This is a genomic window from Fluviicola sp. (assembly GCF_039596355.1).
In the GTDB taxonomy this organism is placed as follows: Bacteria; Bacteroidota; Bacteroidia; order Flavobacteriales_D; family Crocinitomicaceae; genus Fluviicola.
This window is the reverse complement of the sequence record NZ_JBCNJW010000001.1, coordinates 38,972-51,634: the sequence shown is the minus strand read 5'-3', so window position 1 is coordinate 51,634 and position 12,663 is coordinate 38,972. Positions and strand designations below refer to the sequence as shown.

General features: G+C 44.8%; 7 protein-coding genes and 1 riboswitch. Of the genes, 4 read left to right on the top strand and 3 right to left on the bottom strand.

Going from position 1 to position 12,663, the window contains the following annotated elements; genetic code table 11:
* Window positions 1–33: 33 nt before the first annotated feature.
* Window positions 34–1,080 (bottom strand): lamin tail domain-containing protein, encoded by a 1,047-nt coding sequence (locus ABDV94_RS00175; protein WP_343603735.1) that lies wholly within the window; start codon window positions 1,078–1,080, stop codon window positions 34–36.
* Window positions 1,081–1,483: 403 nt separating this feature from the next.
* Here ABDV94_RS00175 and ABDV94_RS00170 point away from each other — a divergent pair, with 403 nt between their 5' ends.
* Window positions 1,484–3,646: a S9 family peptidase gene (locus ABDV94_RS00170; RefSeq protein ID WP_343603733.1), complete on the top strand. Its 2,163-nt coding sequence runs from the start codon at window positions 1,484–1,486 to the stop codon at window positions 3,644–3,646.
* 469 nt (window positions 3,647–4,115) lie between these two features.
* Entirely contained in the window at window positions 4,116–5,405 is a 1,290-nt protein-coding gene (locus ABDV94_RS00165) for a citrate synthase (RefSeq protein WP_343603732.1), read from the top strand.
* Between the two features lie 171 nt (window positions 5,406–5,576).
* Here ABDV94_RS00165 and ABDV94_RS00160 read toward each other — a convergent pair whose 3' ends face one another.
* Complete coding sequence (locus ABDV94_RS00160; protein WP_343603730.1) at window positions 5,577–7,511, bottom strand: T9SS type A sorting domain-containing protein; 1,935 nt, start codon at window positions 7,509–7,511, stop codon at window positions 5,577–5,579.
* A gap of 89 nt (window positions 7,512–7,600) precedes the next feature.
* Window positions 7,601–7,797: riboswitch (cobalamin riboswitch) on the bottom strand.
* Window positions 7,798–8,012: 215 nt separating this feature from the next.
* Between ABDV94_RS00160 and ABDV94_RS00155 the strand changes: the two genes are divergently transcribed.
* Window positions 8,013–9,053 (top strand): T9SS type A sorting domain-containing protein, encoded by a 1,041-nt coding sequence (locus ABDV94_RS00155; protein ID WP_343603729.1) that lies wholly within the window; start codon window positions 8,013–8,015, stop codon window positions 9,051–9,053.
* Here ABDV94_RS00155 and ABDV94_RS00150 read toward each other — a convergent pair.
* On the bottom strand, window positions 9,050–10,201 hold the full coding sequence (locus tag ABDV94_RS00150; protein WP_343603727.1) for a THUMP domain-containing protein: 1,152 nt from the start codon (window positions 10,199–10,201) through the stop codon (window positions 9,050–9,052). The genes ABDV94_RS00155 and ABDV94_RS00150 overlap by 4 nt on opposite strands.
* A gap of 117 nt (window positions 10,202–10,318) precedes the next feature.
* On the opposite strand from ABDV94_RS00150, the gene ABDV94_RS00145 reads away from it, so the two are divergent.
* Window positions 10,319–12,607, top strand: a complete 2,289-nt coding sequence (locus tag ABDV94_RS00145; RefSeq protein ID WP_343603725.1) for a patatin-like phospholipase family protein — start codon at window positions 10,319–10,321, stop codon at window positions 12,605–12,607.
* Window positions 12,608–12,663 lie beyond the last annotated feature (56 nt).

The following is a 12,663-nucleotide window of genomic DNA, read 5'->3' as shown; positions in this document are numbered from 1 at the left end:
GAATAAAACTATCCGACCTCATTATAACATTTCTTATTTAAGTACTACTCGTTTTGTTAAAACGGTTCCGTTATTCTGAGTAATGCGAATCAGGTAAACACCTTTATCGTTACCCAACCTCACAGACATCACCGGAGAAGCGTTGTTTGCGAAACGGTTTACGTTTTGCCCAAGTGCGTTCAACACCGTGATTTCTTTCACTTCCTGTGTGTTTTTCACGTAAACAATACCGTCAGTTGTAGGGTTTGGATAAACCGCTACTTCGTCCATTTTGTTTTCACCAACTGAAAGCGGGTTACAGTCACAATCGTGTTTTCCTAAAGAGAACCAGTTCCCGAAAAGGATCGGTCCGTTAGCACCGGAAATAGGGTTTCCGTTTTGATCGTATACGTATGTTACTGCAGGAATAGTATCCCACTCTCCAAGCGGATTGAAGAAAGAAGGGTTAGCAGTAACTCCTTTTTTCACGCTTGCCTTACGAATCATGGAGTGATCCATTGTTACCAATACTCCCTGTCCTGTACTGTAAGGGAAAGTAGTAGACCATGCACCGTCATTGTTTGCTGTAGAACCTGTAGCATTTGCAGGGTTCTCACCAATTTTACCGAATACATCAATAATCGCAAATCCTGTAGCAGTTGTAATAGAAGCTGTCGGAGTGCTTGTCAATGTTCCTTTTGCCAACAATACCGCATCGTTTCCATTCCAGTAGAATGCGTTGCTGGTGTTGTATACAGGAGAGAAGAATCCGTCTCCTCTTACTTGCAGAGAGTCCCAGATCGGAGCTTCCTGACCTGTACCGTTTGGATCGCGTTTGTCCAAAACAGCTACAAATACATCATGCGGAGCAATTGTTCCGGATAACTGTACTGCGTTTGCGTTTGTTGCAGAAGAAGACCCGTTGGAATAACGAGCAACAAAATACTGGCTCAAATCTACCGGTGAACTTGTAGGGTTGTAAATTTCCAAAGCTTTGTTGTTTGACCAACCCTCAACGTACTCCGAGATGAAGATTTTCGAGCAATCCTGTGCGTATGCAACAGAAGATAACATACCTAAAAAGAGTAATGTTTTTTTCATAACTTACTGATTATTTGAATTGTAGATAAAGTGCTTCGTTGAGATATAAGAAATGTACTCAGCATGGCTGCCGAACAATAACACCAAATTCTTCGGGTGAAGTCTTTGCTATTATGGAAAAGTTTCATTTCTATTTCATTATACCAATCGTTTTATTTCCAGATGGTTTCAGTCTGCCAAAACGCAGCATCAAGGAGAACACCCGGAAATTTTCGGGACAAAGTTACACCAAATATTCTATTCCTACATTACTTAATTGTTAACAATCAACTAAGGTTATGAACGCTGAATCCCTTTGAATCAAAGGCATATTACACAAGCTGTTAACTATTTTACACCACTCATCAATAATTCACTTCATTCGGAACGCTTTTTGGTTATTTTTGCTCAAAACACAAACTATATGAGATATAAGTTAGCCCTTTTATTTGTTTGCATCGTCTCCTTTTCGTTTGCACAAAACCTTACGGTTGAGAGCATTTGGAAATCCGGAGAGTTTTATCCGAACAGAATAGAAGGATTCACCGCGCTGAGCGATGGACAATCTTTCACTAAAATCGTGGAGGAAGATGGAAAATACCTGATGAAAAAATATCAGTTCAAAGATTATAAAGGTGCCGGAACGACTCTGATCAATCTTTCGGCGATCCAGTTTAACGGAAAACCACTCGAATTTGACGACGGAAAACTGAGCAAAAGCGGCAAATGGCTGTTGATCCAAACAAATACGGCATCTATTTACCGCCACAGCTACTCAACGGTATATTATATTTATAATGTCCAGAGCAAGGAAACTTACAAAATCCACGCTGCAGATGTACCGCAAACACTCGGAACATTCTCTCCGGACGAAACGAAACTGGGATATGTTTCCGGGAACAACCTGTTCGTATACAACCTGAACACGAATACCTCGAAGCAAATTACGTTCGACGGGAAGCAAAACAGTATCATTAACGGTACTACGGACTGGGTATACGAAGAGGAATTTGCGATTACTCAAGGCTTCGAATGGTCGCCGGATTCAAAATACCTCGCTTTCATGCGTTTTGATGAAACAGATGTAAAACAGTTTCAAATGGCGATATACGGAAAGTTGTATCCGGATGAATACACCTTTAAATACCCGAAAGCGGGTGAAGCGAACTCCAAAGTAACGTTCCACATTGCAAATGTTGAAACGGCAGGAATCAAAGCTGTTTCCCTGGGAGAATACGAATACCTGCCTCGCTTCCAGTGGTCACCGATCAAAAATGAAGTATTTGTTTCTACGCTGAACCGCCACCAAAGCCACGTGAAGTACCATTTGGTGAGCAACCCTGAAAATCCTTCCGACCGCATTTTCTACGAAGAGCAATCCACTACTTACCTGGATGCAGACAACGTGATTTTGCTGAAAGACGGAAATTCCATGTTACGTACTTCAGAAAAAGACGGCTACAACCACATTTACCACCTGACATTCTCCGGAACCCTGACCCAGGTAACCAAAGGAAACTGGGATGTGATGGATTTGTACGGAATCGACGAGAAAAAAGGAACGGTTTTCTATTCTTCTTCTGAAAACGGGGCGATGAATAAGTCTCTCTACTCTATCCAATGGAAAGGAACGGGAAAAACATTGATCTCTTCACCGACCGGATACCACGATGCGGAATTTGCACCGGGATTCAATTACTTTATCCGCACCAGTTCTACGGCAAATACAGTTCCGACCTACACCTTGTGCGACCGCACCGGAAAAGAATTCCAGGTATTGGAGACCAACAAAGCGCTCCAGCAAAAACTGGACGGCATGAAACTGAGCAAAAAGGAATTTTTGCAAGTTGACGGAGCAGCCGGAAAACTGAATGCCTGGATCATGAAGCCGGCAGATTTTGACCCGAACAAAAAATACCCGGTTTACTTTAACGTATATTGCGGACCGGGAAGTAACATGGTTACCAACGATTACGACGGTGCAAACTACCTGTACCACCAGTTACTAACCCAAAAAGGATACATCGTGTTCTGTGTGGACACCAGGGGAACACAATTCCAGGGCGCGGCATTCAAAAAGTCGACTTACCTGCAGCTTGGTAAATTGGAAACGGAAGATTTGATTGCTGTTGCCAAAAACCTGCAGAAAGAATCCTACGTGGATCCAAACAGAATCGGGATCATGGGATGGAGCTACGGAGGTTTCATGACATCACTTGCCATGACGAAGGGTGCTGACGTATTCAAAATGGGAATTGCTGTTGCCCCGGTTACCAACTGGCGCAATTACGACAACATCTACACCGAGCGTTTCATGCAAACTCCGCAGGAAAATGCAAGCGGATATGATGACAACTCCCCGGTGAACCACGCAGACAAACTGAAAGGAAAATTCTTGCTGATTCACGGTTCTGCCGATGACAACGTACACTACCAGAACACCATGGAATTCATTACGGCACTGGTGAAGGCAAACAAGCAGTTCGACCTGTTTATTTACCCGAATAAAAATCACGGAATTTACGGCGGAAACACCCGCAATCATTTATTCACCATGATGCTGGATTACACTCTGAAAAACTTGTAATCGTTTATTCAGGCTTTCATCCGGACAGGCATTAACACCGGGGCTATTCAAGTGGTAAAACACGACGATGGTTCCGGTGGGAATGAGCTTACATGATTACTGCCAATGATTCCGGTGAGACTGATCAACTGCGCGCTTTTCACCTACTCCTTTTACCGCCTGCGCCCCCCCCTCTAAAGAACAATTCACCTATTTCCTGTTCGGAATCGGGAACACCGCTTATTTCTTCTTTACTTGGAACCATTTGCAAAATTTAACGGATCCATGACCAGCTGACGCAAAGTCGAATAAAATCTAAATCGTACACTTTCAATTCGTTACATAAAAGCCAGTATTCTACCATTTTAGGGTATTAACAAACTATAGCTATTTTGCAAAAAAAGATTGCAAAGAGAGGATTATTGTATTTATTTCTTTATTAATTTAGTGCGGCTAATAAAATTGTTAGATAATACTCTTATAGATCATCATGAGCAAAGTTGCGAAAATCGAATTAGACGGGAAAGTATATGAATTCCCGGTTGTACAAGGTACAGAAAATGAACTGGCTATTGACATTTCAAAATTGCGCCAGGAGACTGGATACGTTACCCTGGATACGGGTTATAAGAATACAGGTGCTACTATGAGCGCCATTACTTTTCTCGATGGTGAAGAAGGAATTCTCCGCTACCGTGGTTACCCGATTGAGCAATTAGCAGAAAAAGCAAGCTTCCTGGAAGTGGCTTATTTGCTGATCTACGGAGATCTTCCAACACAAACACAATTGGATGAGTTTGCTTCCAGTATCACCAAACACACATTGGTTCACGAGGATATGAAGCAATTCTTCGAAGCGTACCCTGCTCAGGCTCACCCAATGGGAGTTTTATCTGCAATGGTTTGTTCGCTTTCTACGTTCTACCCGGAATCATTGGATCCGAACAGAAGTGCTGAGAAAAAGAACAGAACAATCCTGCGTTTGTTAGCAAAATTACCAACATTGGCTGCATGGTCTTACAAAAACTCCATGCGTCATCCGTTCATGTACCCTAAGAATGAGTTTGACTACGTGAAAAACTTCCTGTACATGATGTTCGCTATGCCTACCGAAGATTACAAAGTAGATCCGGTAGTAGTAGATGCATTGAACAAATTGTTGATCCTGCATGCTGACCACGAACAAAACTGTTCTACATCAACAGTTCGTATCGTTGGTTCTTCCCAGGCAAACCTTTACGCTTCTATTTCCGCAGGTATTTCTGCTCTGTGGGGACCACTTCACGGTGGTGCAAACCAGGCTGTAATCGAAATGCTGGAGAAAATCCACAACGACGGTGGAGATGTAGACAAATGGGTATTGAAAGCAAAAGACAAAGACGATCCATTCCGTTTGATGGGATTCGGTCACCGCGTTTACAAAAACTTCGACCCGCGTGCTACAATCATCAAGAAAGCAGCAGACGACGTATTGGAGAAATTGAAAATCAACGATCCATTATTGGAAATCGCTAAGAAACTGGAAAAAGTTGCTTTGGAAGACGATTACTTCAAATCCAGAAACTTGTACCCGAACGTAGACTTCTACTCCGGAATCATTTACAAAGCATTGGGAATTCCTTCCGAAATGTTTACAGTAATGTTCGCATTGGGTCGTCTTCCGGGATGGATTGCACAGTGGAAAGAGATGGCAGAAGGCGGAGAGCCGATCGGTCGTCCAAGACAAATCTACACGGGATCAACTACCAGAGATTACGTTGCGATTGCAGATAGAAAATAATTTTCTGATCATATTAAAAGAAGAGCGGGTGATTTGGAATCACCCGCTTTTTTGTTGGGACGCGATGCATCTCGTCCCAACAAAAAAGAAAAAGAACGGAACGGAAAATAAAAAAGCCATCCGTCACTTGACGAATGGCTCCCACTGCGAATAGTGTTTAGGTGTTAGCTCTTATTCTACGATCAGCTTCGATCGCATCGTATTCAGTTTTACGTAATACATCCCGGACTGCAACCCGGAAAGATCCAGTTTCATTTCTGCGGAGGTAACCGTCAATCGTTTCACTGTTGCGCCCTGCGCATTGATCAGTTCCAGTTCGCTTCCCTGCATTTCAGAAGAAAGCATTACCGTAACAAAACCAGATGCCGGGTTCGGGTAAACGTTGACAGAAGATACCGTCAAATTTTCCAATCCTGCACTGGAACACGACACCACGACCATTTGCTGTGCGGTTACCTGGTTTCCATTGCCGTCGTCAAACAACCAGTTGATCGTATAGGTTCCCGGTACGGAATATGAAAGCGGATCTGCAGTTGTTCCTTCCACCACTCCGGCACAGTTATCGGTTGCTTCCGGTTTGGAGATGGTATCGTTACACGCAATATTCAATGGAGAAAGCGATGGCGTTACCGGAGTCTCGGTATCTTCTACCAAAATGTGCTGGTCTGCAGTAACTATGTTTCCATTTCCGTCATCAAAGGTCCAGGTCACAGTAGTCATTCCCATCGTTGTAATTGGAAAGACCGTTGTGGTCGTTCCGGTAATGATTCCAGCACAGTTATCTGTCGTTGTAGGAGCAACCGGTGTCACACTACAAGAACCCGTTACATTACTCAAAGTCGGTATAACCGGATCTTCGCTATCCTGGATCGTTACCGTTTGTGTCTGCGTCAAAGTTCCGTTTGCATTCGTATACGTCCAGGTTACGGTAAATGTCCCCTGAGTCGTGTAGGTAACCGGATCGTTCGTTGTTGCTGTTACAGTCCCATTATCAGCTGTCGGAACAGTCAATGTAGCGCTGCACGGATCAGACACCGCAGGAAGAGAAGCCACATCCGGAACCGGGATCGGGCCGCTGGTTGCCGGGTATGTTTTCAGAAAACACTTATTTGGAATGGCGCATCCCGGGATAGAAGAAGATTCGATCAGGGTAAACGTGGTTCCGTCTACTACTTCATAATATCCGGGTGCTACATAGGTGTTGGCAGAAGCAATCGCAAAATCTCCAGTCGACTGATCGATATCAAATGATCTTCCGTAACCAAACGACCAGCTGTTCCCGGGCAAGGTACTGGTGTAAACGGATGTCAGCGGAAGTGCAGGCGGTGTCTGAATATCGTATTGATACAATTTCTTGTCCCCAAGTGTCCAGAAATACAACTTGTTATTATAGTAGCGTAGCAATACACCGCTCAAACCGACATTTACAACTGTTCCAAGCGCATCGTTATTCAATACTTCAATGGAATTGATGGAAGTACCTCCGATCACCCACAATTTCCCCTGGTGGTCGTATGCAATTCCCTTAATGGAACCCACCCCCGGGTTGAACTTCGCAACAACGGTATTGGTAGCCGTATCGATTTTCACCAATTGGCTTCCCTGGTCCAGGTACATGAACCCCTCTGCAAACTGCATGTTCGTGCAATAAGTCGAAATTTCATTGTTTGGTTCGATAACGGGAGTCAGGGTATTGTTTTGAAGATCTACCAACGAAACCGTTCCTCCCTGAGGGTAGCAGGCATACGCTTTGGTAGCGCTTGCTACACCCAATGTTTGGGCAGATTGCGCAAACGTATGGATTTCGGTCATGGAAGGATAATTCACAATCGTGATCCGTCCTGCTCCGGTTGGTTTTTCGGCCAAAATAGCTTTGTTTCCCGCAATGACATAATCTTGTAAGACATCGAAGCCGGTGGTTCCGTTTGCGGATTGATATCTTCCTGTGGAAGTTGTTGCCGGACTAACGGTGGTATTGCGGACAAAAATGTCTCCGTTAGGGGTTCCGTAGTTCCCTTCGGCGATTAATTCCAGTCGAAAGGTTGTTTGAGCGTGAAGTGAAGTAGTCAGGATTAAAAAGCCAAGTACTAATTTGATTTTTTTCATCGTGTGTGTATTTATTATTAACGATGAAAAAGGAATGGCAAGGCCAATTCATGACTTGACAATTTATCCCTTCACTTTTTCACCGAAAGTTACAGTACATGCAAATTGGCAGGTCTCCTGACTCAGTCCTTCAATTCACCTTCCCATGCTGACAAGATCGTCTGCACAGTGGTATTACCGAATTAAATATGGACTCTCACAGTTGCGGGAACAGCTCCGGATTTACACCGGATTCCCTTTTAATCCTACGCCTGAAGCGTAAGGAACCGAATCGCAGTGCAAATGTAACCCGAATTCTTTGGTTTCAAACCTCCACCCCATATTATTTGATTGTACACACGGATTTAACCTGCAGCAACATTCCGTTAAATCCCGCTTAAACAAAAACCATTTAGTCAAACTCCAAACTTATCCGAATCATAACTTACTCATAAACAACATCCTAAAGTTTCAACCTAGCTTTGTTCTGTTCAATCCACGACTTCTTATTCCTCTTGCGTTATGAAACAAATTCATACTTTCTTCAAACACCTGCCCCTGGTACTCGTAAGCATTTTAGCCGGTGCGCAATTGGTTGCTGCACAATGTCCTTCCGGGGCAATCGGTGTAACAGGATCCGGGTGCGGATGTATGAGCGGGTGCAACCTGACATCCTACGGCGGGCCGAATTGCTCTCCTGCCGTAACGGGAAATTGCAGCGGCGGAGAGCTTCCGATGTCTGTAAACATTACTGTTCCTGCAGGATGTACATTCACCGTATCTGCAGCTATGCAAAACCGTGCAGGTTCGTGTACGGCTTCCGGTGCCGACGGAGGAGACCAGTTAAAAGTGGACATATCCGGTGGATCAAAAAGTTTTCAAACGGGAGCCGGCAATGCTTCAATCAGCGACAGTTACACACTTACAGGCCCGGGAACAATCGTCGTTTCAGGAACAGCAAACAGAGCGGATGAGATTATCACCTACACAACCACTTCAAGCGGGGCAACCTGTGTGAGCTGTATGAGTACCCTCCCGATCGAATTGACCGAATTTCAAGTGACCCTGGAAAACAACGCAGTTGCCTGCGACTGGTGGACGGAAACGGAAATCAACAACGATTACTTCACCATCGAGCGCAGCATTGACGGAATCCATTTCGAATACCTCGCATCCATGAAAGGTAGCGGAAACAGCTTCAACCCGCTGCACTACAAAATCTACGATTACGATCCGTACCTGGATGTGGTGAGTTATTACCGCCTATCGCAAACAGATCTGGACGGCACAACACGCCAACACCAGATCAAATCCGTGAAGCCGAAGAAAATCAGTAATCTCACTATTTTCCCGAATCCGTCAAACGGAACGGTTCAAATCTCCGGAGATTCCAAAACATTGCAGGCTTCCCGCCTGTTTGACCTTTCAGGAAGAGAAATTGCACTGTATACAGCTTCGGAAAGTACTTCCGTTACGGTTTCTTCCCTTCCGACAGGAGTGTATACACTGGTGTATTTTGACAATGAAAAAACGATTTCCGAACGAATCGTGGTAACTCCTTAAGCAGTTGCCTCCTGCTCTGCCCCTTTCTTCGAGCCTTCATAGATCGAATACTTGCGGAAAGAACATTCCAGGTCACCGTTAAACAGTTTGTATTTCTTATCCGGTTTCAAAGCCAGGTACTTGAATCCGGCTTCACTGGATGAAATAATGAAACAGGAATACCCCATCAGGCGGTGTTTCATGATACTTCCCAGCGTTCCGTACAAGTCTTCCACATCTGTTTCCAGGCGTTCGCCGTATGGCGGATTCGAGATCAAAACTGCCGGTCCTTCCGGGAATGGAAATTCAGTTACTGCTGCATTGTGCACATCGATGAATCTTTCGAAGGAGAATCCTCTCAGGTTTCGGCGCGTTTTCATCACCATCTGCGGATCAATATCCCCGCCGATGAGTGTACAGGGAAGTTCTTTCACCACTTTCACGGCCTTCGAATAAATCTCATCCCACAACTTGGCATCGAAGTTCGACATGTTCTTGAATGCGTAATGTGTTCGTTCGATATTGGAAGGAATTCCAGCCGCCAGCAATGCTGCTTCAATCAATAGTGTTCCGGAACCACAGAAAGGATCTACCAATGTCGTTTTCTTGTCCCAGTTAGAAAGACGCAGAAGTGCAGCAGCTACCACTTCGTTCAGCGGAGCATCTCCGGTCGATTGTCTGTAACCGCGCTGGAAAAGCGGCAAACCACTTGTGTTGACGGAAATTACGCCTTCATTTTCTCTTACATACAGGTCAATCACCACTTGTGGCGATTTCACATTGATATCCGGACGTTCGCCCTTCAGGTCTCTGAAATGATCCACAACCGCATCCTTGATCAACAAGAACGGGAACTGGGAATGTTTGAAGATCGTAGAATTGACTGCACCTTTCACGGCAAAGGTTTTCTTCACATCAAAAAGAGCAGACCAATTGATCTTCATTGCTTCATGATACAGATCTTTCTCTGTTTTAACGGAAAATCTTCGCAACTCAACCAACACAGAAATGGCACAACGCACATGCAGGTTCAGAAAGTAAACATCTTTCCACTCTCCTTCTACCTGAACTGCTCTGTTGAGTTTGGTGCACTCGGGATAGCCCAGTTCATTCAGTTCTTCCGCAAGTACATCTTCCAGTCCGTAAAACGTTTTGAGTACGATCTTCATAAAGCTTTCTATTATTTGAGCCACAAAAGTAGCTAAAAGCTAAGAGCTTTTCTAAATAGCGCAGAAATAAGCCAAAACACTACGCTTTTAGGTAAAAAAAATTTAATTTTGATTTTCATGCGTTCCGCGAAGCAAATAGCTCTGATAGTAATCCTAAGCGCCCTCCCTTTCGTCACCAAAGCTCAGGGAGTGGGGCTTGTTTTAAGTGGAGGTGGCGCATCCGGTTTTGCACATATCGGTGTACTCAAGGCACTGGAAGAAAACAATATCCCGATTAATTACATCACCGGAACGTCGGCTGGAGCACTCGTGGGAGCCATGTATGCCTGTGGTTATTCTCCGCAGGAGATCGAAGAGTATGTGATGAGCAACAAATTCCAGCTCATGACGAGTGGCAAGATCGAACAGCGTTATGAATTTTTGCTCCGGGAAGACAATGAAAATGCTTCGGGAATGAGTTTTTCCTTTTCACTCGACAGTTTGTTCATTAAATCGCTTCCTACAAATTTCATCCGGCCGGAATTACTCGATTTTGAAATGCTCCGCCTATTTGGAACAACGGGAGCATCTGCCAACTATAATTTCGACAGTCTTTTCGTTCCCTACCGCTGCGTTGCCAGCGATATTGTGGCCAAAAAAAGTGTTGTTTTCTCAAATGGTTACCTGAATGAAGCTGTCAGAGCTTCCATGACTTTTCCATTTTACGTAAACCCGATCAGGATTAAGGGAGTTTTGTATTTTGACGGCGGTTTATACAACAACTTTCCGGCAGATGTGATGTACAAAAGCTTTCCGGCAGATTTCATTATCGGGAGCAATGTGTCGTACAATGCCGCCGAACCGAAAGAAGACGATTTGATCAGCCAGGTCACCAACATGCTGGTATCGCATACGACCTTTGAAATTCCGTGTGAACACGGGATGATCATTACTCCCAAAGCCAACATCAGCACCTTTGATTTCGAAGATGTAGATGAAGCCATAGATGCGGGGTACAATGCCACCATTGCGATGATGGACAGCCTGAAAAGCTTACTGGATAACCGGATTTCGACCGAGGAACTAAACAAACGGCGCGAGCACTTCCGCGATAAACTCAAACCGCTGGTTATTTCACAGGTCAATACCGTGAATAAAAAAGGACTGGACGAAAGTTATGTCCGTAAATCCATCCTGAAAAACAACAAAGGAGAAAGTATTTCCGGACTCCGCTTCAAACGCCGGTACTTCAGAACTTACGCCACTCCACAGATCAAATACCTCTACCCGACACTGAATCTGCACGATGATTCCAGCTACACCCTGAATATCAAAGTAACGGAATCGAAGCCTTTCAGACTGGATATCGGGGGAATTTTGAGTACGCGGGCTATCAATACCGGTTTCGTACAGCTTAATTACATGCGTTTGGATCGTTTTGCAAGCACCTACCAGGTCGGAGGGTACTTCGGGAAGTTCTACAACTCCGGAAGAGTGAACGTGGATCTGCATTTCCCGTCCTACTATCCCATTTCTGCAAGTGTTTACGGGGTCATCAACCGCTGGGATTATTTCAAAAGCTTTACGACCTTTTTTGATGACGAAAAACCATCTTTCCTGGTTCAAAATGAGGCTTACATTGGCGGCGGAGTCAAACTTCCCTTATTCAACAACTCCAAGTTCAGTGTTGAATACCGGCATTTCGAAACCCAGGACCGTTACTATCAATCGGCAGAATTTACCAACAAAGACACGACAGACCGGACGATTCTCTACGGAAATTCACTCATAGCAACCCTCGAACACAATTCCCTCAACCGGAAACAGTGGGCTTCTTCCGGAACGCTTGCTTTGTTCAAGGTGATCTACAGTGGAGCGATGGAGCACAGTTTGTCGGGATCCACTTCTCCGCAGGATTACGATTACCGGAACGGACACCACTGGTTCAACATCCGCGGTGAAGTACAGAATTTCCCGCTCAGCACCAAGTACTTTTCCTTTGGTCTGCACGGACTTGCGAGTATCACCAACCTCTCATTGCTGAAAAACTACACGGCTACCCTGCTCAACATGAATGCGTTCCAGCCTTTGCCGGATTTGCAAACCTATTTCTTCTCGGATTACCGTTCGCCTCAATATGTGGCCGGAGGAATCAACATCATCTTTTCGCCCCGAAAGAATCTCGACATCCGTGCCGACGGTTACTGGTACCAGCCGTTCATTTCCATTCTCAAGAATGACGACGGAACTTTCGGCTATTCCAAGCCGTTTAAGGGAGAATCGCAGGTAGTGTCGCTTTCCGCCATTTACCATTCTCCACTTGGGCCGCTTCGCGCTTCACTCAACTATTTCCCGAAACAAAAATCGCCTTTTGCCCTCCAGTTTACTTACGGATTTATCATTTTCCACGAGCGGGCTTTCCGTTAGGAAAGAAACTCACAAGTCCAAAGGGGTGAAAAAGTTCAACGTTTGACACATGATAG

Coding starts and splice junctions, on each gene's coding strand:
- ABDV94_RS00160 (WP_343603730.1), bottom strand. CDS start 7,511: ATGAAAAAAATCAAATTAGTACTTGGCTTTTTAATCCTGACTACTTCA.
- ABDV94_RS00175 (WP_343603735.1), bottom strand. CDS start 1,080: ATGAAAAAAACATTACTCTTTTTAGGTATGTTATCTTCTGTTGCATAC.
- ABDV94_RS00150 (WP_343603727.1), bottom strand. CDS start 10,201: ATGAAGATCGTACTCAAAACGTTTTACGGACTGGAAGATGTACTTGCG.
- ABDV94_RS00145 (WP_343603725.1), top strand. CDS start 10,319: ATGCGTTCCGCGAAGCAAATAGCTCTGATAGTAATCCTAAGCGCCCTC.
- ABDV94_RS00155 (WP_343603729.1), top strand. CDS start 8,013: ATGAAACAAATTCATACTTTCTTCAAACACCTGCCCCTGGTACTCGTA.
- ABDV94_RS00170 (WP_343603733.1), top strand. CDS start 1,484: ATGAGATATAAGTTAGCCCTTTTATTTGTTTGCATCGTCTCCTTTTCG.
- ABDV94_RS00165 (WP_343603732.1), top strand. CDS start 4,116: ATGAGCAAAGTTGCGAAAATCGAATTAGACGGGAAAGTATATGAATTC.